The sequence below is a fragment of the Streptomyces sp. NPDC104381 genome, from assembly GCF_055583745.1.
In genome coordinates, this window is record NZ_JBVJNK010000010.1 from 85,574 (window position 1) to 106,364 (window position 20,791).

18 protein-coding genes are annotated in these 20,791 nt (G+C 73.0%); 12 read left to right on the top strand and 6 right to left on the bottom strand.

Annotated elements, in window-relative coordinates; all coding sequences use genetic code 11:
* Window positions 1–13: 13 nt before the first annotated feature.
* Together ACZ607_RS30710 and ACZ607_RS30715 are read left to right on the top strand one after the other, a co-directional pair.
* Window positions 14–1,174 (top strand): serine hydrolase domain-containing protein, encoded by a 1,161-nt coding sequence (locus ACZ607_RS30710; RefSeq protein ID WP_469740444.1) that lies wholly within the window; start codon window positions 14–16, stop codon window positions 1,172–1,174.
* Window positions 1,171–1,974: an SDR family NAD(P)-dependent oxidoreductase gene (locus ACZ607_RS30715; RefSeq protein ID WP_469740115.1), complete on the top strand. Its 804-nt coding sequence runs from the start codon at window positions 1,171–1,173 to the stop codon at window positions 1,972–1,974. Before ACZ607_RS30710 ends, ACZ607_RS30715 begins: the two co-directional genes overlap by 4 nt.
* Window positions 1,975–2,002: 28 nt before the next feature.
* On the opposite strand, the gene ACZ607_RS30720 is transcribed toward ACZ607_RS30715, so the two are convergent.
* The 3 genes from ACZ607_RS30720 to ACZ607_RS30730 all read right to left on the bottom strand — a co-directional run bounded on the left by ACZ607_RS30720 (window position 2,003) and on the right by ACZ607_RS30730 (window position 5,074).
* Complete coding sequence (locus ACZ607_RS30720; RefSeq protein WP_469740117.1) at window positions 2,003–2,854, bottom strand: EamA family transporter; 852 nt, start codon at window positions 2,852–2,854, stop codon at window positions 2,003–2,005.
* Window positions 2,851–3,360, bottom strand: a complete 510-nt coding sequence (locus ACZ607_RS30725; protein ID WP_469740119.1) for a YbaK/EbsC family protein — start codon at window positions 3,358–3,360, stop codon at window positions 2,851–2,853. The genes ACZ607_RS30720 and ACZ607_RS30725 overlap by 4 nt, the downstream gene beginning before the upstream one ends.
* A gap of 79 nt (window positions 3,361–3,439) precedes the next feature.
* Complete coding sequence (locus ACZ607_RS30730; protein WP_469740122.1) at window positions 3,440–5,074, bottom strand: penicillin-binding transpeptidase domain-containing protein; 1,635 nt, start codon at window positions 5,072–5,074, stop codon at window positions 3,440–3,442.
* 317 nt (window positions 5,075–5,391) lie between these two features.
* On the opposite strand from ACZ607_RS30730, the gene ACZ607_RS30735 reads away from it, so the two are divergent.
* Window positions 5,392–6,591: an oxygenase MpaB family protein gene (locus tag ACZ607_RS30735; protein ID WP_469740124.1), complete on the top strand. Its 1,200-nt coding sequence runs from the start codon at window positions 5,392–5,394 to the stop codon at window positions 6,589–6,591.
* Here the strand turns inward: ACZ607_RS30735 and ACZ607_RS30740 are convergent.
* Complete coding sequence (locus ACZ607_RS30740) at window positions 6,560–7,750, bottom strand: TetR/AcrR family transcriptional regulator (protein WP_469740126.1); 1,191 nt, start codon at window positions 7,748–7,750, stop codon at window positions 6,560–6,562. The genes ACZ607_RS30735 and ACZ607_RS30740 overlap by 32 nt on opposite strands.
* Complete coding sequence (locus tag ACZ607_RS30745; RefSeq protein WP_469740128.1) at window positions 7,747–9,513, bottom strand: dolichyl-phosphate-mannose--protein mannosyltransferase; 1,767 nt, start codon at window positions 9,511–9,513, stop codon at window positions 7,747–7,749. Before ACZ607_RS30745 ends, ACZ607_RS30740 begins: the two co-directional genes overlap by 4 nt.
* Window positions 9,514–9,566: 53 nt before the next feature.
* Here ACZ607_RS30745 and rsmI point away from each other — a divergent pair, with 53 nt between their 5' ends.
* From rsmI to ACZ607_RS30775, 6 genes are all read left to right on the top strand, one after another.
* On the top strand, window positions 9,567–10,463 hold the full coding sequence (rsmI, locus tag ACZ607_RS30750; protein WP_469740130.1) for a 16S rRNA (cytidine(1402)-2'-O)-methyltransferase: 897 nt from the start codon (window positions 9,567–9,569) through the stop codon (window positions 10,461–10,463).
* Between the two features lie 172 nt (window positions 10,464–10,635).
* Window positions 10,636–11,019 carry a hypothetical protein gene (locus ACZ607_RS30755; RefSeq protein WP_469740132.1) on the top strand — a complete coding sequence of 128 codons (384 nt, stop codon included), beginning with the start codon at window positions 10,636–10,638 and terminating at the stop codon, window positions 11,017–11,019.
* A gap of 34 nt (window positions 11,020–11,053) precedes the next feature.
* A complete protein-coding gene (locus ACZ607_RS30760; protein WP_469740134.1) occupies window positions 11,054–11,920 on the top strand; it encodes a TatD family hydrolase in 867 nt (288 codons plus the stop codon).
* A gap of 117 nt (window positions 11,921–12,037) precedes the next feature.
* Window positions 12,038–12,604 carry a ubiquitin-like domain-containing protein gene (locus ACZ607_RS30765; RefSeq protein ID WP_469740136.1) on the top strand — a complete coding sequence of 189 codons (567 nt, stop codon included), beginning with the start codon at window positions 12,038–12,040 and terminating at the stop codon, window positions 12,602–12,604.
* 9 nt (window positions 12,605–12,613) lie between these two features.
* A complete protein-coding gene (gene rsmA / locus ACZ607_RS30770) occupies window positions 12,614–13,486 on the top strand; it encodes a 16S rRNA (adenine(1518)-N(6)/adenine(1519)-N(6))-dimethyltransferase RsmA (RefSeq protein WP_469740138.1) in 873 nt (290 codons plus the stop codon).
* Complete coding sequence (locus tag ACZ607_RS30775; protein WP_469740141.1) at window positions 13,483–14,382, top strand: 4-(cytidine 5'-diphospho)-2-C-methyl-D-erythritol kinase; 900 nt, start codon at window positions 13,483–13,485, stop codon at window positions 14,380–14,382. Before rsmA ends, ACZ607_RS30775 begins: the two co-directional genes overlap by 4 nt.
* 45 nt (window positions 14,383–14,427) lie before the next feature.
* On the opposite strand, the gene ACZ607_RS30780 is transcribed toward ACZ607_RS30775, so the two are convergent.
* On the bottom strand, window positions 14,428–15,084 hold the full coding sequence (locus tag ACZ607_RS30780) for a lipoprotein (protein WP_469740143.1): 657 nt from the start codon (window positions 15,082–15,084) through the stop codon (window positions 14,428–14,430).
* A gap of 147 nt (window positions 15,085–15,231) precedes the next feature.
* On the opposite strand from ACZ607_RS30780, the gene ACZ607_RS30785 reads away from it, so the two are divergent.
* The 3 genes from ACZ607_RS30785 (at window position 15,232) to ACZ607_RS30795 (ending at window position 20,642) form a co-directional block, all read left to right on the top strand.
* On the top strand, window positions 15,232–17,049 hold the full coding sequence (locus ACZ607_RS30785; RefSeq protein ID WP_469740145.1) for an ABC-F family ATP-binding cassette domain-containing protein: 1,818 nt from the start codon (window positions 15,232–15,234) through the stop codon (window positions 17,047–17,049).
* Window positions 17,050–17,161: 112 nt separating this feature from the next.
* Window positions 17,162–18,781 (top strand): outer membrane protein assembly factor BamB family protein, encoded by a 1,620-nt coding sequence (locus tag ACZ607_RS30790; protein WP_469740148.1) that lies wholly within the window; start codon window positions 17,162–17,164, stop codon window positions 18,779–18,781.
* Window positions 18,782–18,884: 103 nt separating this feature from the next.
* On the top strand, window positions 18,885–20,642 hold the full coding sequence (locus tag ACZ607_RS30795) for an outer membrane protein assembly factor BamB family protein (protein WP_469740150.1): 1,758 nt from the start codon (window positions 18,885–18,887) through the stop codon (window positions 20,640–20,642).
* Window positions 20,643–20,791: the final 149 nt, after the last annotated feature.

Consider the following 20,791-nt stretch of genomic DNA (forward strand, 5'->3'; position numbering starts at 1 on the left):
CGCGGGAGCAGGCGTGGACGTACGGGGCACGGTGGCGCCGGGATTCGAGGCGGTACGGGACGCTTTCGTCCGTAACTTCGAACAGCGCGGGGAGCGGGGAGCGGCCGTCGCCCTCTACCGCCACGGACGCAAGGTCGTGGACCTGTGGGCCGGGACGAGGGATGTCGACGGCACCGAACCCTGGGCCGTGGACACCGTCCAGATCGTCCGCTCCGCCGGGAAGGGCGTCGCCGCCGCCGTGCCGCTGCTGCTGCACCAGCGCGGGCAGGTGGACCTGGACGCGCCGGTCGGCACGTACTGGCCGGAGTTCAAGGCCAACGGCAAGGAACGCGTGCTCGTACGCCACCTCCTCGCCCACCGGGCCGGGCTGGCCGCCCTGGACACGGCGCTGACGCCCGAGGAGGCGGCCGACGGGGTCAGCGGGCCCGAGGCCGTCGCCGCGCAGCAGCCCCAGTGGGAGCCCGGCACCGACCACGGCTACCACGCCCAGACCTACAGCTGGCTCGTCGGCGAACTGGTGCGCAGGGTCACCGGCCGGACCATCGGCCGCTGGATCGCCGAGGAGATCGCCCGTCCGCTCGGGCTGGACTTCTGGTTCGGGCTCCCCGCCGACGAGGCGCACCGCATCGGGCGGATCGGCCCCGTCGAGCCCCCGCCGGCCGAGGGCAGCGGCGCCCTCCGGGTGCGGCCCAAGCGCTCCGTCGTCGAGGCGTACGGCGACCCGGAGTCGCTGACCCGCCGCGCCTTCGGGGCCATCGACCCGTTCCCCGACGAGAACGCCCCGGCCTACCGCGCGGCCGAACTCCCCGCGTCCAACGGCGCCGCCACCGCGCGCGGCCTCGCCCGCTGCTACGCCGCGATGATCGGTGAGGTCGACGGGCAGCGGCTGTTCGCCCCCGCCACCCTCACCCTGGCCCGCACCGAGGAGTCGGCGGGCCCGGACCGCGTCCTGGTCGTGAACACCCGTTTCGGCCTGGGCTACATGCTGCACGGCCCGTCCGCGCCGCTGCTCGGCCCCGGGTCGTTCGGGCACCCCGGCCGCGGCGGCTCGCTGGGCTTCGCCGACCCCGAATCGGGCATCGCGCTCGGCTATGTGACGAACGGTCTGCAGAAGGGAGTCACCGCCGACCCCCGTGCCCAGGCCCTGGTCCGGGCAGTACGGTCGGCGCTATGACTCCTCGCCTCGCACGTCTCGACGGATACGCCGCCCTGCTCACCGGTGCTGGACAGGGCATCGGGGCGGCCGCCGCCCGCCGGCTCGCCTCCGAGGGCGCGGCCGTCCTCGTCACCGACCTGGACGCCGGCCGCGCCGAGCGCACGGCGGCCGGGATACGCGAGACGGGCGGCACCGCCGAGGCCCTGGCCTGCGACGTCGGCGACCGGGCGGCGGTCGAGGCGGCGGTGGCCCACGCGGTCGCCGCGTTCGGACGCCTCGACGTCCTCGTGAACAACGCCTACGCCGACCACGAGGACGCCCCGCTCTTCGAGGACGAGACCGACGAGATGTGGACCCGCAGCCTCGACATCACCCTGACCGGCGCCCACCGTTGCTCCCGCGCCGCACTCCCGCACCTGGTGGCCTCCGGCCGGGGCGCCATCGTCAACATCGGCTCGGTCAACGGCGAGCAGGACTTCGGCGGCCACGCCTACAGCGCCGCCAAGGCGGGCCTGGCCAGCCTGACCCGGACCCTCGCCGGCCACGCGGGCCCCCGTGGCGTCCGGGTCAACCTCATCGCGCCCGGCACGGTCCGCACGGACGCCTGGGCGGGCCGCGAGGAGTCGCTGGCGCGGGCCGCGACCCTCTATCCGCTCGGCAGGGTCGGCGAGCCGGACGACATCGCGGCCGCCGTCGCCTTCCTGGCCTCCCCGGACGCGGCCTGGATCACCGGCACGACCCTGCGGGTCGACGGCGGGCTGCTCGGCGTCAACACGGGCTTCCGCGCGGTGATGACGGCGGACCCCGAGACCCGGTAGCCGGGCCGGCGGCCCGCCGCCCCCCGGGTCAGCTCGTGTGCAGCATCAGGCCGATGCCGACCACCATCAGCCCGGCCGCCGCGATCCGGGGAGCCCCGAACCGCTCCTTGAAGAACAGCGTCCCTATCGCGGCACCCACGATGATCGAGGACTCGCGGAGCGCGGCGATCGGGGCGAGCGCCGCCCTGGTCTGCGCCCACAGGACGAGCCCGTAGGCGGTGACCGACAGCGCCGCGCCCAGCAGGCCCCGCGCGGCGAACGGGGTGAGCTGGGGGACCAGTTCGCCCCGGCGGCGCCAGAACGCGTAGGCGGGGATGGCGATCCCCTCCAGGATCATCAGCCAGGCGATGTAGCCGAGCGGGGTGCCCGAGGCGCGCACCCCCACCCCGTCGACCGTGGTGTAGCCGGCGATGGCGAGCCCCGTCGCGAGGGCCGCCAGGATCGCGGGCCAGTGGGGGCGCCTGCCGGAGCCCCGGATGCCCCACAGCGCCAGCCCGACGAGCCCCGCCGAGGCCACCGCGACACCGGCCGTGGCCCAGCCGTCCGGGCGCTCCCCGACGAACACGGCGGCCAGGACCGTCACGACGAGCGGGGCCGTGCCCCGGGCGATCGGGTACATCTGGCCGAAGTCGCCCAGGGTGAACGAGCGCATCAGCAGCAGCATGTACGCCACGTGCAGGGCCGCGGAGACCAGCAGGTAGGGCCACGCGCCGGACGCCGGGAGCGGGGCGAAGCAGGCCAGCACGAGCCCGATCAGCGCCCCGCCGCCCGAGATCAGGGTGAAGGAGAGCAGCTGGTCCCGTATGGCGTGGGCGATCGCGTTCCAGCTGGCGTGCGTGATCGCGGCGGTCAGGACGGCCGCCGCCACCAGCGGGGTCACGCGGTCTGCTCGCGTACGTCCACGAGAGTGCCGCCCGCGAGTTCGACCAGCCGCGCGGGGGCGAGCGGGAAGACCGTGTGCGGGGTGCCGGCGGCGGCCCAGACCGTCGAGTGGGCCAGCAGCCCCCGGTCGGCCAGCACCCGCGTCCTCGTACGGTGCCCGAAGGGCGGTACCCCGCCGATCGCGTAGCCGGTGGTCTCGCGGACCAGGTCGGCTCCCGCCCGCTCGACCTTCCGGGCGCCGAGCTCGGCCCGTACGCGCTCCACGTCCACCCGGGACGAACCGTCCATCAGCACCAGGACCGGCGCGCCGTCGGCCGCGAAGATCAGGGACTTGACGATCTGGCTGAGCTCGCAGCCGATCGCCGCCGCGGCCTCGACGGCGGTGCGGGTGGCGTCAGGGAAGCGGCGTACCTCCACGTCGAGGCCCAGCTCGCGCAGGGCTTCGGCGAAGCGGGGGTGGGCGTCGGACGAGGTCGTGACGGGAGTGGTCTCGGAAGTGCTCATACCCCGCACGCTACTGAACGGGCGGGCCCGCACACCAGGCAGTTCCCGGGGTGCGGGCCCGCCGGCCGGACGGTGCCGCTCAGGACCCGGCGCGCAGCACCGCCGCCACCACCGGGCCGGCCGCGTCGCCGCCGTGGCCGCCGGACTGGACGACCGCCGCCGCCGCGAGGTCGTCGCTGAAACCGGTGAACCAGCTGTTGGACGTGCCTTGTCCGTCGACCTCGGCCGAGCCCGTCTTGGCGCCCTTGTCACCGCCGACCGAGGCCATGGCCGCCTGGCCGGTGCCCCAGGAGGCGGTGGCCCGCATCATGTCGTTCAGCTGCTGGGTGACGTTCCCGGAGAGCGAGCGCGACGCGGTGGCGAGCTGCCGGCCGTCGAGGGACTGCGGGACGATCACGGGCTGGTGGAACGTGCCGGTGCGGGCGGTCGCCGTGATGGACGCGATGTTGAGGGCGTTCATCTGGACGGTGCCCTGGCCTATGTACTGGGCCGCCGCCTCACCACCGGTCTCCTCGGGCACCTTGCCGTCGAAGGAGGTGATGCCGGTCTTCCAGTCGAGGCCGATCCCGAAGACGTCACGGGCCTCCTTGGGCAGCGCCGCGTCGTCCTCGGTGTCATCGATCAGCTTGATGAAGGCGGTGTTGCACGAGCGGGCGAAGCTGGTGGTGAAGCTGCTGGACGGGGGCAGATCGAAGTGGGCCAGGTTGTGGAACGTACGGCCTTCGTAGAGCACGTCCTTGGGGCACTCCGTGGCGCCGCCCGCCGTGACGAGGCCCTTCTCCAGGAGCATCGCCGCGGTCACGATCTTCAGCGTCGAGCCGGGCGCCTGGGTGCCCTGCATCGCCGCGTTGAAGCCGGTGGCCGGGTTGTTGGCCACCGCGCGGATCGCACCGGTGGACGGCTTCACGGCGACCACCGACGCCCCGCTGAACTGCTTGACCGCCTTCTCCGCCGCCGCCTGGGCGCCCGCGTCCAGCGTGGTCCGCAGCTTGCCGGGCTTGCCCTTGGCGAGCGTCAGCAGCGTGGTGTTCGGCAGCTGCTCGTCGGCGGGCTCGATCCAGGTCTCGATGCCCGGGGAACCGCCGGTGCTGTCGCCGTACTTCTCGCGCAGGGTGTCCAGGATCGGCCCCAGCGACGGGTACGTCTCCTTGTCCAGCACCTTGCCGTCGTGGTCCACGGCCTCGATCGCCGCCGTGGACGACTCCCCGGTTCTGAGCGACGCGCCCTCGGTGAGCTCGGGATGGATCACCGTGGGCTGCCAGTCGACGAGGGCCTTGCCGGTGGTCAGACCGCGCACCACGGTCAGCTCGGAGGAGTACGACCAGGGCTTGGTCCTCCCCTCGTAGGAGACCGTGGCCTTCACGGTGTACGGCACCTTCGCGCCGACGGCGGGGCCCGGTGTGATCACCGCCTTCGTGACGTGGGCCTCCTCGGCGAAGCCCGTCAGCAACGGCTCCGCGCCGGACTCGTTGTTCGTCAGCAGCGCCGCGCCCGGACCGTCGCCGGACGCCCACGCCGTGAGGAAGCCCTTGGCGGTCTCCTCGATCTCCTTCTCGTCCGGCGGCCCGGTCCTCACCTCGGAGGACGCGGACGCGGTCTCGGTCCCCCCGGACCCGCCGCCTCCCAGCACCACCTCGTAGGCGCCGTAGCCGAGTCCCCCGGCCACCAGCACGAACACTCCGCCGATGACGGCGACCTTCGCTCCACTGCGCATCTGTGCAGTCCCCCTCCCCAGGAGCCCCGGTTGAACACGTTCAAGTGGGGCCTTCCCTCGGCACCTTACGGGATGGGAGGGGTTCCCGAGCGGGTTGTTACCGGACTGCTATGCGCTCCGGGAGAGCGCTTTCCGCCAGGTGTCCGCTTTCCGCCCGCGCACGGGCCCCGTCCGCACCGTTGCCCGCAGTGGTGCGCCTCGCTATGTTAATGAGGAATCACATCTTTCAGCATGATCGGAAACGCGGTGGTAATGCAACTCGCAAGCCAGGTACGGCCCGTAGGGTCACCTGGTCCGTCATGGAAGTGGGTAAGTAAATGCAGAATCCCAACAGGCGAAGCATTCTGTCGCTCGGTGTGGCACTCGGCCTCGTAGGCGCCGGGAACCCCGCCCGGGCCTGGGCGGCCACGGGCCCGGTGACGGAAGCCGCCGCGGGGACCGGCCCGGAGTGGATCTGGGACGAGGCGGCGGACCCCCTGATGGTCTCGATGCTGACCGAGGGCCACGTACCCGCGATCAACACCGCGTGGGCGTCCTGGGTGAACAACGACGACCCGCTGCCCGGCGGGCTCCCGGCCGGGTTCGCCGCCTACCTGGGGCAGGTCAACAAGCTGCCCTCCTGGGCCGACCCCGCCAAGCTGGCCCGCGCCGCCGACTTCAACCGGCGCCGGGACACGTACCTCTTCATGCTGTACGGCCTCGGCAGCGGGATCATGAGCACCGTGATCCCGCGCGAGGCCAAGAGCGTCTACTGGTCAGCGGGCGGCGCCCAGATGCAGGACCGCGCGGCCAAGACGTTCACCTTCGGCTACGACCTGGCCCAGCTGAAGGCCTTCGAGCCGTCGGGGCAGTTCGTCGTCACCGCCAACAAGACGCGCGTGGTGCACGCGGCGGTCCGTCACCTGCTGCCGCAGTCGCCGCACTGGCGGGCCGTGGCCGACGAGACCATCCCGATCAGCGCCGCCGACATCCTGGTCACCTTCCACAGCCTGGGCACCTACGTCCACAGGAAGCTGCTCGACTGGAGGATCCCGTACCCGGCGGCGGACCAGGAGGCCTTCCTGCACTCCTGGCAGGTCGCCGTCCACCTGCTCGGTGTTCCGTACGAGCACATCCCCAAGACCTGGGCGGCCGCCGAGAAGCAGTCGGCGCAGGTCCTCACCCCGATCCTCACCCCGTCGACCGAGGGCATCGAGCTGGCCGAGGAACTGCTCGGCCTGACCGCGCAGATCGACCTCGGTGTCACCCGCGGGTTCCTGAACGAGTTCGTGCGCTACGTGCTCAGCGACGAGGTCGGCGACTGGCTGGGACTGAAACGCGACTACGTGTCGGCGGGCCTGGTCCGCACCGCCTGGCCGGCGTTCATCCTGTTCCGTGAGGGCCTGTCGCCCGTCATGCCCGGAACCTTCTACATGTTCGACCAGTTCATACGCGCCCTGGCCATGCTGTTCCTCAACAAGGGCTCCTCCGGGCAGACCACCCCGATCACGATCCCGACCGGGAACAGGGCCGGCTGAGGCCCAGCGCACCCACGACCAGGGCGGTCACGGCGTCACGGTGGCCGTGGCCGTCCTGCCACCGCAGCCCGCGGCCGGCCTCGACCGCCACCCCGAACGCCGCGTGCACCAGCACCCGGGCCTGACGCGGGTCCAGCTCCGGACGGGCCAGCCGCAACTGCTGCTCCCAGACGGCGATGTGCTCGCGCTGGGCGAGGACCAGGGGCCGCCGCAGGCCGGCCGGGAGACCGGCGAGCTCGGCCTCGGCGACGCTGTTGAGCGCGGTGTGCTCGAAGCTGTAGGCCACGTACGTCGCCGCCAGCGCCTCGACGGCCTCGTGCGGGCCGGCCACCTCCTGGAGGCTCCGGTCGACGCCCTGCGCCAGGAGCCCGGCCGCCTGGAGACACGCCGCCGCCAGGATGTCGACCTTGCCGGAGTAGTGGCGGTAGAGCGCGGACGGGGCCAGCCCCACCGCCCGCGCGATCTGCCCGTTGGTGACGCTGGCGAAGCCGTCCCGTGCGAACAGCGGGACCGCGGCGGCCAGGATCTCCGCGCGCCGGGTGCGCGGCACCGGCTGGGCGGGCAGCTCGACGGGGCGCGGCCCGCCCCTCCGGGCCGCCGCGGGACCGGTCGCGGCGACACGCAGCGCGGCCGCCGACAGCAGTTCCTCGGCCCGTCGTTGGGCGATCGAGGTGTGATGCATCGTGATGGAACCGATCGCGCCGAGGGCCGCCACGGCCCGCAGGCGCCTGTCGGGGCGCGGGTACGCCCGCTGCACCGCCTCGTCGACCCGCCCCACGATGTGCCCGAACCTCACCATGAGGCGCCGGCGGTCCTCACGTTCGAGGTACCGGGCCTCCCACCGGTACACACCGCCGGACGCGCGGTGCGCGACGGTGACCCGGGTGAGGGCCGCGAACACGTCCGGCAGCTCCGCGCCGGACGGCACCTCGTCGAGCGCGGCGACGAGCCGGCCCGCCGTGACGTCGGCGCACTCCGCGAACAGCGCGTACTTGTTCGGGAAGTGCCGGTAGAGCGCCGCCGCGGTGATCCCCACCCCGGCGGCGATCTTCTCCATGGACGCCGCGTGGTACCCGTGCTCGCTGAAGACCCGTCCGGCGGCCTCGACGATGAGCTGCCTGCGGTTGCGGGGCCGGGTGGCCGCGGTCGGCTCGGTCACACCCAGGTGTCCAGCCACATCCGGTCGCGCCAGGAGTCCTCCGGGATCGACGTGCCCGTGTACAGCGGCCAGAAGTAGACGAAGTTCCAGACGATCAGCAGCACCAGCACGCCCGCCGCGATCGCGCCCAGCGTCCGTCTGCGCTCACCCGTGGGATCGGCGCCGTCCAAGCCGAGGCGGTGCCGGGCGCCCGTGCCGGCCGCCGGGCCCAGGAGCGCTCCGATCATCATCGTGACCGCCAGGCAGAGGAACGGCACGAACACGACCGCGTAGAAGAGGAAGATCGTGCGCTCCTGGTAGAAGAACCAGGGCACCCAGCCGGCCGCCACCCCGCACGCGATCGCGCCCGCCCGCCAGTCGCGGCGGAAGAACCAGCGCCACAGCACGTACAGCAGCGCCACGCACGCCGCCCACCAGAGCAGCGGGGTGCCCAGCGCCAGGACCTCGCGGGCGCACTTGTTGGTCGAGGACTCCAGGCAGCCCGACTTCTCCTCGTAGAAGTACGAGACGGGGCGGCCCAGCACGATCCAGCTCCACGGATTGGACTGGTAGGTGTGGCCGGAGGTCAGACCGACGTGGAACTCGTAGACCTGGTTCTCGTAGTGCCACAGACTGCGCAGCCAGTCCGGCAGCCAGGTCCAGCTGCCGCCCTTGCCCTCGGTGGCCGCCCAGTTCCGGTAGTAGCCCTTGTCCGTGACGATCCAGCCGGTCCACGAGACGAGGTACGTGCCGATCGCGACCGGCACCGTGGAGACGAACGCGGGCAGCAGGTCCCTGAGGACCACGGCCCGGTACGGCTGCACGGCGCCCGCCGTACGCCGCGCGCCGACGTCCCAGAGCACCGCCATCACCCCGAACGCGGCCAGGATGTAGAGCCCGTTCCACTTCGTCGCGAACGCCAGCCCGAGCATCAGACCGGCCGTGATCCGCCACGGGCGCCATCCCAGGCGGAGCGTTTCGGCGACATGGACGTCCGGGCGCAGCAGCCCCTCCTCGTCGACCGGGAGCGCGGCCGCCAGTCTGCGGCGGGACCAGTCGCGGTCGATGAGGAGGCAGCCGAAGGCCGCGAGCACGAAGAACATCAGCACCAGGTCGAGCAGCGCGGTGCGGCTCATCACGAAGTGCAGGCCGTCCACGGCCAGCAGGGTGCCCGCGAGACAGCCCAGGAACGTCGAGCGGAACAGGCGCCGGCCGATGCGGCACAGCATCAGGACCGAGAGGGTGCCGAGCAGCGCCACCATGAAGCGCCAGCCGAACGGGGTGAACCCGAAGAGCTGCTCCCCGAACCCGATGATCCACTTGCCGACCGGGGGATGGACGACGTAACCCGGGTCCACCGGGATGTCCACGGAGGACGGGTCCTTCAGGATCAGCTTGTCGACGTCCTTGGGCCAGGAACCCTCGTACCCCTGGTTGACCAGGGCCCAGGCGTCCTTGGCGTAGTACGTCTCGTCGAATATCACCGCCTTCGGGCTGCCCAGGTTCCAGAACCGCAGCACACCGGCGACCAGGGCCACCAGCAGCGGCCCGCCCCAGGCGGACCAGCGCACCAGGCGGTCGGCCAGGCCGGGAGGCACCGCGAGCACGCTCCAGAACTGGCGGCCCGGGGCCGCGTAGGGCGGGTCCAGGCGCTCGCGCAGCCCCGTCTCCGGCCGTGGGGAATGGCCGAAGCGGCGCAGCCGCTGCTGCCAGGAAGGCGGCTGGTCGCCGGTGTGATCCCCGGCGTCGTTGCCCTGCTGGGCTTCGGGCGCAGTACTCGTCACCGCGCCATCGTAGGGAACGCATCTGTGCGAGTGGTGCCGCCCGGGCTGGGAGGATGGCCGATGTGACTGGAACGACTGGAACGCTCGTACTCGCAGGGACCCCCATCGGCGACGTGGCGGACGCCCCGCCACGGCTCGCCGCCGAGCTGGAGACGGCCGATGTGGTGGCCGCCGAGGACACCCGGCGGCTGCGCCGGCTCACCCAGGCGCTGGGCATCCACACGACGGGGCGTGTCGTGTCCTACTTCGAGGGCAACGAGTCGGCGCGTACGCCCGAACTCGTCGAGGCCCTGGCCGCCGGCGCCCGCGTCCTGCTCGTCACCGACGCCGGGATGCCGTCCGTCTCCGACCCCGGCTACCGGCTGGTCGCCGCAGCCGTGGAGCAGGACATCAAGGTCACCGCCGTACCGGGGCCGTCGGCGGTGCTGACCGCGCTGGCCCTGTCCGCCCTGCCGGTGGACCGCTTCTGCTTCGAGGGCTTCCTGCCGCGCAAGGCGGGCGAGCGGCTCGGGAAGCTCCGTGAGGTCGCCGGCGAGCGCCGCACGATGGTCTTCTTCGAGGCCCCGCACCGGCTGGACGACACCCTGGCCGCGATGGCCGAGGTGTTCGGCGCGGACCGCAGGGCCGCCGTCTGCCGTGAGCTGACCAAGACGTACGAGGAGGTGAAGCGCGGCCCGCTCGGCGAACTGGCCGCCTGGGCGGCCGAGGGCGTGCGGGGCGAGATCACCGTCGTGGTCGAGGGCGCCACCGACTCCGGAGGCGACGCACCGGACGCCGCCGAGCTGGTGCGCAGGGTGCAGGTGCGCGAGGAGGCGGGGGAGCGGCGCAAGGAGGCCATCGCGGCGGTCGCCGCCGACGCGGGGCTGCCCAAGCGCGAGGTGTTCGATGCGGTGGTGGCGGCAAAGAACGCGGCTCGGACCGGCCAGGACCAGGGCAAAGGACTAACCTGAAATGTAAAGCCCGAGCCGCGTACCGGGCCCCTGGGCCACGGATCGGCCAAAAGCGTTCCAACACTCGGCAGACCTCGTGCGCCGGTGTCGGCGAAGGCGTCCACTTGAGGGTGGAACGCACCATCCGGAGTGCTTGTCCGGAGTGCTTGTCCGACGGACAAGAGGAGCAGGCATGAGTGAGATCGCAGCAACCACCGTGCACGAGGCGTACGCCTTCGCCTGCATGAGGTGTGGGTACGGCTGGGAGCAGGCCTACGAGATACAGCACCACGTCGACAGCTCGGGCAACGCGTTCGTGGTCTACACGGCCGACGGGGAGCGCGTGCCCTCGCCGCTGTCCACCCCGGCCTGCGCGAACTGCGGTGGGGACGTGGTGCGGATCATGCGCGCCGGCCGGGTCTCCACCGTCCAGCAGCTGCTCAGGCCGCGACGGACCGAGGCCGACGGCCACGAGTCCCCCGAGGAGATGTCCGTGGCCACCGCGGTCCCCGCGGCCGGCCCGGCGGAACGCCACTGGCAGCTGTCCGATCTGCTGCGCCCCTTCCACCGGCGGTGAGAGAGGGGGCTCATGCCCTCGTAGAGTCGGGGGCATGAGCCGTACCGACGCCCCGCCGCTCCCCGAACCCCTCAGGGTTCCGGTCGCCGATTCCCACACCCATCTGGACATGCAGGACGGAACCGTCGAGGAGGGCCTGGCCCGGGCCGCGGCCGTCAACGTGACCGCCGTCGTCCAGGTGGGCTGCGACGTGAAGGGCTCGCACTGGGCCGCCGAGACCGCCGCCGCGCACCCGTCCGTCCACGCCTCCGTCGCCCTGCACCCCAACGAGGCGCCCCGCATCGTGCACGGCGACCCGGAGGGCACCTCCCGCCAGGGGGCCCGGGAGCCGGGCGGGAGGGCGGCACTCGACGAGGCGCTCGCCGAGATCGACGCGCTGGCCGCCCTCGCGCACGTACGCGCCGTCGGCGAGACCGGCCTCGACCACTTCCGTACGGGCCCCGAGGGCGCGGCCGCCCAGGAGGAGTCCTTCCGGGCCCACATCGAGATCGCCAAGCGGCACGGCAAGGCCCTGGTCATCCACGACCGGGACGCCCACGCGGACGTCCTGCGCATCCTCGCCGACGCCGGCGCGCCGGAGCGGACCGTCTTCCACTGCTACTCCGGCGACGCCGACATGGCCCGGATCTGCGCGGCCGCCGGGTACTTCATGTCCTTCGCGGGCAACGTCACCTTCAAGAACGCGCAGCCGCTGCGCGACGCGCTGGCCGTCGCCCCCGCCGAGCTGGTGCTCGTCGAGACGGACGCCCCCTTCCTCACCCCCGCCCCGTACCGGGGACGGCCCAACGCGCCCTATCTGATCCCGGTCACGCTGCGTGCCATGGCCGAGGTGCGGGGCACCGACGAGGACACCCTGGCCGCGGCCGTCTACGACAACACCGCGCGGGCGTTCGACTTCTGAGGGACGGGAGGACGCTCCCGCCGACACATGGGGTAATCGTACAACTTTGTACGGTTATGGGGGCTCGGCTATCGTGCCCGCGCAACGGGGTCGGCAGGCCGGAGCGTCGGGAGCGTCGTGGGCCATTCGCAGGGCAGTCACCGCGCGGCGCGCGGCGGTCGGCGTACGAGGCGGGCACCGGTACGGCCCCCCGCCCCGCCGCCCCTGCCGCTCCGCTCCCTCCACGAGGAGCGGACGATCGTCGCCGGGCCGTGGCCCGGCCCCCTGCCCGTCCACGACCCCACGGTGCTGGACACCCCGCTGGTGCCCCGGCCCCGGCAGGCGTCCCACCGCAAGGAACCCGCCGGGCACCGGGCGGCCCGGCGGCACCGGGTCGCCCCGGAGAGCCTGCGGCGGCTCGTCCCGCGCGCCCTGGTCGTCGCCGTGCTGGCCGGCGGCACCGTCGCGTTCCTCGCCCAGGACAAGGCCGTCCGCGTCAGCGTCGACGGGACGTCCCGCACCCTGCACACCTTCGCCGACGACGTCGGGGAGCTCCTGGAGGCCGAGGGCGTCACGGTCGGCGCCCGTGACACCGTCGCCCCCGCCCCGGCCACCGGGCTCGACGACGGCGACGAGGTCGTCGTCCTCCGCGAGAGGCGCGGCTTCGGCCCCGTGCCGGGCGGAGCGCCCTGGCTCCGGCCGTAGGCTTTACGGGTGAGCACCACAGAGCCCGACGCCCTCCTGGGCCCCGCAGACATCCGCGAGCTGGCCGCAGCGCTGGGCGTACGCCCCACCAAGCAGCGCGGTCAGAACTTCGTCATCGACGCCAACACGGTCCGCAGGATCGTACGGACCGCCGAGGTGCGGCCCGACGACGTGGTGGTGGAGGTCGGGCCCGGCCTGGGCTCGCTGACCCTGGCCCTGCTGGAGGCGGCCGACCGGGTCGTCGCCGTGGAGATCGACGACGTGCTCGCGGGCGCCCTGCCCGCCACCGTCGCCGCCCGGCTGCCGGAGCGCGCCGACCGCTTCGCCCTGGTCCACTCCGACGCGATGCTGGTCACGGAGCTGCCCGGCCCGGCGCCCACCGCGCTCGTCGCCAACCTGCCGTACAACGTGGCCGTGCCGGTGCTGCTCACCATGCTGGAGCGCTTCCCCACCATCGAGCGGACGCTCGTCATGGTGCAGGCCGAGGTCGCCGACCGGCTCGCCGCCCGCCCCGGCAACAAGGTGTACGGAGTGCCGTCGGTCAAGGCCAACTGGTACGCCGAGGTCAAGCGCGCCGGATCCATCGGCCGCACGGTGTTCTGGCCCGCGCCCAACGTCGACTCGGGTCTGGTGTCCCTGGCCCGGCGCACGGAGCCGATCCGTACGACCGCGAGCAGGACCGAGGTCTTCGCCGTCGTGGACGCCGCCTTCGCCCAGCGCCGCAAGACGCTCCGCGCGGCCCTGGCCGGCTGGGCGGGTTCCGCCCCGGCCGCCGAGGCCGCCCTGACCGCCGCGGGGATCTCGCCGCAGGCGCGCGGCGAGGCCCTGACCGTCGAGGAGTTCGCCGCCATCGCCGAGAACAAGCCGGAGCCCTCCGCATGACCCAGAGCGTCACCGTCCGCGTCCCCGCCAAGGTCAACGTGCAGCTCGCGGTGGGCGCCGCCCGCCCCGACGGCTTCCACGACCTGGCCAACGTGTTCCTCGCCGTCGGCCTGTACGACGAGGTCACCGTCACCCCCGCCGGGACCCTGCGCGTCACCTGCTCGGGGCCGGACGCCGGCCAGGTCCCGCTGGACACCACGAACCTCGCGGCCCGCGCCGCGATCGCGCTGGCCGCCCGGCACGGCATCGCCCCCGACGTCCACCTCCACATCGCCAAGGACATCCCCGTCGCCGGCGGCATGGCAGGCGGCAGCGCCGACGGCGCCGCCGCCCTGCTGGCCTGCGACGCCCTGTGGGGCACCGGCGCCACCCGGGAGGAACTCCTGGAGATCTGCGCCGAGCTGGGCAGCGACGTGCCGTTCAGCCTGGTCGGCGGGGCCGCCCTCGGGACCGGCCGCGGTGAGCAGCTGACCCCCGTCGAGGTCGGCGGCACCTTCCACTGGGTCTTCGCCGTCGCCGACGGCGGGCTCTCCACCCCCGCGGTGTACGGAGAGTTCGACCGGCTCACCGCCGGCACGCACGTACCGGAGCCGGCCGCCTCGCCGGCCCTCCTGACCGCCCTGCGCAAGGGGGACGCCACCGCGCTCGCGGACGCCCTCGGCAACGACCTCCAGACCGCCGCGCTCTCCCTGCGCCCCGCCCTGGCCGACACCCTCGCCGCGGGCACCGCCGCCGGGGCGCTGGCCGCGCTGGTCTCCGGCTCCGGACCGACCACGGCGTTCCTGACCGCCGACGAGGAGTCCGCCCGCAAGGTGGCCGACGCCCTGCTGGCCTCGGGCACCTGCCGCGAAGCACGCGTGGCGGCGTCCCCCGCGGCGGGCGCCACGGTCGTCTGACCGCGCGGGACGGCTCCCCCGCGGGCTGCCGCGGGGGACGGCCCCCTACGGGCTGCCCGGCTTCAGCGTCTTCCTCGCCAGCTCGTACGCCGGCAGCATCTCCCGGTGCTCCTGGGAGTCCAGCCCGCCCAGGTGCACCACGACCGGGCCGTCGGGGGTCGCGACCGCGAAGGCGCGCTCGGTCTTCGGCTCGTCCAGCAGCTCTCCGCTCACGGTGTAGCCGACCTCGGCGGCGGGCAGCGGACCCGCCTCGGCCTCGGTGTACGTGGCCTCGCCCGCGTTCGGGTCGGCCTTCACGAAGGCCTCGAGCACCGCGCGGGGGGTGTCGTCGGACGGCTTGCCCTGCCACACCCGGAGGTAGCCGATGTTCCCCGCCGGCTTCGCGTCGACCTCGCAGACCATCGTGACCGGGCCCTGCTCGCCCAGCGCGGCCAGATCGGAACCCGGCTCCACCGTCACCGCCTGCGGCTTCCAGTCCGCCGCCAGGTCGAACGTCACCGGCAGCTCGCAGGCCGAGCCCGCGCCACCGAGCGTGACGCCCTTCGCCGCCGCGGCGCTCCCGGCGGCCTCGGAGGGGGCGCTGTCCCCGTTCTTCCCCGGGTCCTGACCACCGGCGCCGCCGCCGGACGACGGCGAACAGCCGGCCAGCGCCACCGCCGCCACAGCCGCCGGAATCAGAGCCCGTACCGCACCACGCATCATGAAGTCCCCACCCCGAAGATGTTCCGAACCGCCCCGACCTGGGGTTTCTCCCCATGATCGATCGCCGCACGCTATCGCACCCCGCGTGGCGACTACCCTGGTACGCCGAGCGGTCCCCGACGCAGGGATCCCCGACGCAGGAGTGAAATGGCCGTCAATCTGGTCAATGTCGAGCAGGTCAGCAAGGTGTACGGCACCCGTGCCCTGCTCGACGGTGTATCCCTCGGGGTGTCCGAGGGCGACCGGATCGGCGTCGTCGGCCGCAACGGCGACGGCAAGACGACGCTCATCCGGATGCTCGCCAAGCTGGAGGAGGCGGACACCGGCCGCGTCACCCACAACGGCGGGCTGCGCCTCGGCGTCCTCACCCAGCACGACTCGCTGGACCCGCAGGCCACCATCCGGCACGAGGTCATCGGCGACCTCGAGGACCACGAGTGGGCGGGCAGCGCCAAGATCCGCGACGTGCTGACCGGGCTCTTCGGCGGCCTCGCCCTCCCCGGCTTCGAGCACGGCCTCGACACCGTCATCGCCCCGCTCTCCGGGGGTGAGCGCCGCCGCATCGCACTGGCGAAGCTGCTCATCGCCGAGCAGGACCTGATCGTCCTGGACGAGCCCACCAACCACCTCGACGTCGAGGGCATCTCCTGGCTGGCCGGCCATCTGCGGGCCCGGCGCTCCGCGCTCGTCTGCGTGACCCACGACCGGTGGTTCCTGGACCAGGTCTGCACCCGCATGTGGGACGTCCAGCGGGGCACCGTCCACGAGTACGAGGGCGGCTACAGCGACTACGTGTTCGCCCGGGCCGAGCGGGAGCGGATCGCCGCGACCGAGGAGTCCAAGCGGCAGAACCTGATGCGCAAGGAGCTGGCCTGGCTGCGCCGGGGCGCCCCCGCGCGCACCTCCAAGCCGCGCTACCGCATCGAGGCCGCCAACGAGCTGATCGCCGACGTGCCGCCCCCGCGCGACACCAGCGAGCTGATGAAGTTCGCCAACGCCCGGCTCGGCAAGACCGTCTTCGACCTGGAGGACGTGACCGTCCAGGCCGGTCCCAAGACACTGCTCACCCACCTCACCTGGCAGCTCGGCCCCGGTGACCGCATCGGCCTGGTCGGGGTCAACGGCGCGGGCAAGACCTCGCTGCTGCGCGCCCTCGCCGAGGCGTCCCGCAGCCAGGGCGACGTACAGCCGGCCGCCGGGAAGATCGTCGTCGGCAAGACGGTCAAGCTCGCCTACCTCTCCCAGGAGGTCGCGGAGCTCGACAAGAACCTGAGGGTGCTCGAAGCCGTCCAGCAGGTGCGCGACCGGGTCGACCTCGGCAAGGGCCGTGAGATGACGGCCGGGCAGCTCTGCGAGCAGTTCGGCTTCGCCAAGGAGAAGCAGTGGACCCCCGTCGGCGACCTCTCCGGTGGTGAGCGGCGGCGGCTGCAGATCCTGCGGCTGCTGATGGACGAGCCCAACGTCCTCTTCCTCGACGAGCCCACCAACGACCTGGACATCGAGACGCTGACCCAGCTGGAGGACCTCCTCGACGGCTGGCCCGGATCGATGATCGTGATCTCCCACGACCGGTTCTTCATCGAGCGGACCACCGACAAGGTGATGGCGCTCCTCGGCGACCACGCGCTGCGGATGCTGCCGCGCGGCATCGACGAGTACATCGAGCGCAGGCAGCGCATGGAGGAGACGGCGACGCCCGCCTCCGCCGCCGGGTCCTCCGCGCCGAAGGCCGCGCCGGCCGAGACCGTCTCGCCGCAGGCGGCACGCGCCGCGAAGAAGGAGCTCCAGAAGGTCGAGCGGCAGCTCGACAAGATGTCGACCAGGGAGACGGCCCTGCACGCGCAGATCGCCGACAACGCCACCGACTTCGAGAAGGTCGCCACGCTCGACGCCGAGCTGCGCGAACTGGTCGCGGAGCGGGACGTGTTGGAGATGCGCTGGCTCGAACTGGCCGAGGACGCCTGACGGATGGTCCCGGTCCGGCACGGGGACCGCACCCGGGCGGGTGGTAGAAAGTAGGCCCGCCCGGGTTGGCGTGACCCCGCGGGACCAGGACCGTACGAGGGGGACTCCGCCGATGACTCAGCCTGCCGGCCCGCAACCGCAGGAAGGCTTCGGCGCACCGTACGACCCGCCGCCCGGCGCCCCCGGACACGGCTACCGGCCGCCCCCGTACGCCTCGCACCCCGGCCCGTACGGGCCGCCGGCACAGGGGAGTTACGGCCCCCCGTCGCAGCCGCCCGGTGGCATCGGACCGGCCGGCCCCGGCGGCGGTGGCCGCTTCAGGGGCAGGACCGGCGTGATCGTCGGCGCCGTGCTCGCCCTGGTCCTGGTCGTCGGCGGCGGTGTCCGGCTCGCCCTGGGCGGTGACGACGACGGCGGGAAGCCCGCCGCGGGACCCGCGCCCACGGCCGGCCAGGGCGACGGGAAGAGCGACGGCGAGAGCGACGCGGAACTGGCGACGCGGCTCGACGGTCTCCGGGAGCAGGGCGAGGCGAAGGTCCGCTGGGTCCAGAGCCTGGGCGTCGACCTCCCGGCGCGGGCCATGGGCGTGTACGGGCCGTGGAGGGCCGGCGACATCGTCGCCAAGGCCTTCTACCGCACCGTGTCGGGCTACTCGATGTCCGACGGTGCGGTGCGGTGGAGCGTGCGGCTGCCACAGGACATCTGCGGAGCGCCGACCCTGCCCACGACGGACGGCAAGATCATCGTCGTGACCGAGGCGGAGGAGGCCGACACCGGTGCGGACTGCTCCGTCATGCAGATGATCGACCTGCGGACCGGGAAGACGGGCTGGACGAAGTCCATGCCGAACAACCCCGACATCCAGCGGCGGCCCGCCATGGCGGCGAACGGCGCCACGGTGACGTTCGCGCGCCCCGGACAGGTCCACACCTACCGGGCGGAGGACGGACAGGAGCTGTTCGCCGCAGAGCCGCGCGACTGCCAGTCCTACTCCTTCGTGAGCGGGCCCCGAATGGTGGCCCTCGCGAACTGCGCGGAGGGCCACGAGGTCCAGGAATTCGACCCCGCGTCCGGGAAACTGACCTGGCGGTACGCCGTCGAGCAGGGCTGGTCCGTCGAACAGGTCTACTCGGTCAGCCCCTTGGTGGTGGCGATGGGGAAGGACGACGCGTGGCGGCTCGTCGCCCTGCGGGACGACGGCACGTACCGTTCCGGGATCGACCTGGGTACCCGGGACGTCGACCTCGGGTTCGCCGACTACGAGGTGAGGTGCGGCGGCTACCTGGTCGTCTCCCGGAACAGGGACGACTGCGAGGGCGTCGCCGCGGACGACGACACCTTCTACATCTCGACCAAGAGGAAGCACGTCGAGTTCGACATCGACAACCGGGTCGTCGCGTTCGACCTCGATACCGGTCGGCAGAAGTGGGCTGCCGACGCCCCGCTCGGGCGGAGGATGGAACCGATGCGTGTGGACGGCGGGAAGCTGCTCGTCCACGTGGCCGCCACCACGTCGCGGGGCGGCGAGATCGCCGCGCTCGCACCCACCGGCGGCGAGCCGCGGACGCTGCTCACCCATCCGGCGTCGACGGCCGCCATCGAGGCGGGCATGACCGCCGCCGAGGTCGACTACGAGGACGGCCGTTCCCTCCTCACCCTGCCGCTGGTCGGCACCGCCGAGGACGACGAGGCCGAGATGAGCACGAAGACGATGCTCGCCTTCGGCGAGTGAGCGCTCGGTCCGTCCGTCGCGCGGCGCACGACGCACGACGCAAAGAAACTTCTCCCGGCCGTGTGAACGCCGGGCACCGGACCACACGAAGGGGGACGTGCTGATGACCCAGCCGCCCGGCCCGCAGCCGCCCGAGGGAAGCTTCGGGGCCGCGTACGACCCGCCGCCGGGGGCGCCCCAGCCGGCACCCGGGTACGGATACCCGCCGCACCAGCCGGGACCGTACGCCCGGCAGCCGGGCCCGTACGGGCAGCCGGGCGCCATGCAGCCCAACCCGTACGCCCAGCCCGGCCCGTACGCCCAGCCCGGCCCGTACGGACAGCCCGGCCCGTACGGACAGCAGCACGCGGGCCACGGGTTTCCGCCGCAGCCGCCCACCGTCACGGCGCAGGGCGGCCCGCCGCCGGGGCCACGCGGCGGTGGGCGACTCAAGGGCCGGACCGGCGTGGTCGTCGGCGCCGTGCTCGCCGTGCTGCTGCTGGCCGGCGGCGGTGTGTGGCTGGCCACGGGCGACGACGGGGGCGGTACGGGGAAGCCCGTCGCCGGGGAGAGCGACGGCGCCGCGGAACCCAGCTCCCCGCCCCGGAAGGACAAGACCGTCACCGGGCCGACCGCGGCCGAGCTGAACGCCGGGCGGAAGCCGGGCGAGGCGAAGGTCGCGTGGCTCGCGGAGAACGGCGTCGACCTGCCCGCGTACGGCGCGGACGCCCACGGCTCCTGGCTCGCCGGGGACATCGTCGCCAAGGGCATGTACCGCAAGGTCACCGGTTACGCGGCGGCCGACGGCACCGAGCGGTGGTCCCTGCCCCTCCCCACCGACCTCTGCGCGGCACCCACCCTGCCGACCGAGGACGGGAAGATCGTCGTCGCCCTCGATGACGACGTCTCGGAGGACACGGCGGAGTGCTCCGTCCTCCAGATGATCGACCTGCGCACCGGCAAGGCGGGCTGGAAGAAGACGGTCCCGCTCGGGGATACGGACGCCCTGATGTCCCACGTCGCCATGTCCGTCAACGGCGGCACGGTGACCTTCGGCCGCAGCGGCTACACCTCGGCCTTCCGGATCGCCGACGGCAAGGAGCTCTTCGGCAAGCGCGAGGGCGACTGCAGGCCGTACGCCTACACCAGCGGCGCCCGGATGATCGGAGCCGTCAGCTGCCGGACGCAGTCCGAGGATTCCGTCCAGGAAGAGGTGCAGGAGGCCGACCCCACCACCGGTGCGCCGAAGTGGACGTACCGGCTGAAGCCCGGCTGGCGGGTCGATCACGTCTACTCGGTGAGCCCGCCCGTCATCTCGATCAAGCAGGAGGGCAAGTGGGCCATCGCCGTCCTGAACGAGAACGGCACCTACCGCTCCCAGCTGACCGGAGGGGACGAGGACTACGCCGTACGGTGCGACGAGAACTCCGTGGCGGAGGGCGGCAACCTCGACGGCTGCGCCGGTGTCACGGCCGACAGCGGCCGGGTCTACCTGTCGACCGAGCCGAAGGCCGACAGCGAGGGGGAGCGGGACACCAACAAGATCGTCGCCTTCGACCTCTCCACCGGCAGGACCGTCTGGAAGGCCGCCGCCCCCGCCCACCAACTGATCTGGCCGCTGCGGATGGAAGGCACGGACGTCCTCGTCCACGTCCAGGCGACCTACCGCAAGCCGGGCGCGATCGCCACGCTCGCGCCGACCGGCGGAGCGCTCAGGACCGTGCTGAAGCACCCGGCGTCGGCGAGCAGGACCGAGAGCTCCCTCTACGAACCGGACGTCGCCTACGCGGAAGGCCGTTCCGTACTGCTGGCGACCCGGCTCGGCTCGGACGACGACGCGGAGGAGATGGCGGCGACCGCGCTGCTGGTCTTCGGTGAATGAGGGCGGGTCCGAGGGCGCATCCGCGAGGATCCTGTGAAGGCCGCCCCTCCTGAGCACAGTTGACGGAGCATCGGATACGGCGGCCGGGGGCGCCCGGGACAGGCGCGTAACGGCGGCATCACGGCCCGGTTCTCCCTTGGGAACAGGGG

Coding starts and splice junctions, on each gene's coding strand:
- ACZ607_RS30780 (WP_469740143.1), bottom strand. CDS start 15,084: ATGATGCGTGGTGCGGTACGGGCTCTGATTCCGGCGGCTGTGGCGGCG.
- ACZ607_RS30795 (WP_469740150.1), top strand. CDS start 18,885: ATGACCCAGCCGCCCGGCCCGCAGCCGCCCGAGGGAAGCTTCGGGGCC.
- ACZ607_RS30760 (WP_469740134.1), top strand. CDS start 11,054: ATGAGCCGTACCGACGCCCCGCCGCTCCCCGAACCCCTCAGGGTTCCG.
- ACZ607_RS30775 (WP_469740141.1), top strand. CDS start 13,483: ATGACCCAGAGCGTCACCGTCCGCGTCCCCGCCAAGGTCAACGTGCAG.
- ACZ607_RS30715 (WP_469740115.1), top strand. CDS start 1,171: ATGACTCCTCGCCTCGCACGTCTCGACGGATACGCCGCCCTGCTCACC.
- ACZ607_RS30735 (WP_469740124.1), top strand. CDS start 5,392: ATGCAGAATCCCAACAGGCGAAGCATTCTGTCGCTCGGTGTGGCACTC.
- ACZ607_RS30730 (WP_469740122.1), bottom strand. CDS start 5,074: ATGCGCAGTGGAGCGAAGGTCGCCGTCATCGGCGGAGTGTTCGTGCTG.
- ACZ607_RS30785 (WP_469740145.1), top strand. CDS start 15,232: ATGGCCGTCAATCTGGTCAATGTCGAGCAGGTCAGCAAGGTGTACGGC.
- ACZ607_RS30755 (WP_469740132.1), top strand. CDS start 10,636: ATGAGTGAGATCGCAGCAACCACCGTGCACGAGGCGTACGCCTTCGCC.
- rsmI (WP_469740130.1), top strand. CDS start 9,567: ATGGCCGATGTGACTGGAACGACTGGAACGCTCGTACTCGCAGGGACC.
- ACZ607_RS30725 (WP_469740119.1), bottom strand. CDS start 3,360: ATGAGCACTTCCGAGACCACTCCCGTCACGACCTCGTCCGACGCCCAC.
- ACZ607_RS30790 (WP_469740148.1), top strand. CDS start 17,162: ATGACTCAGCCTGCCGGCCCGCAACCGCAGGAAGGCTTCGGCGCACCG.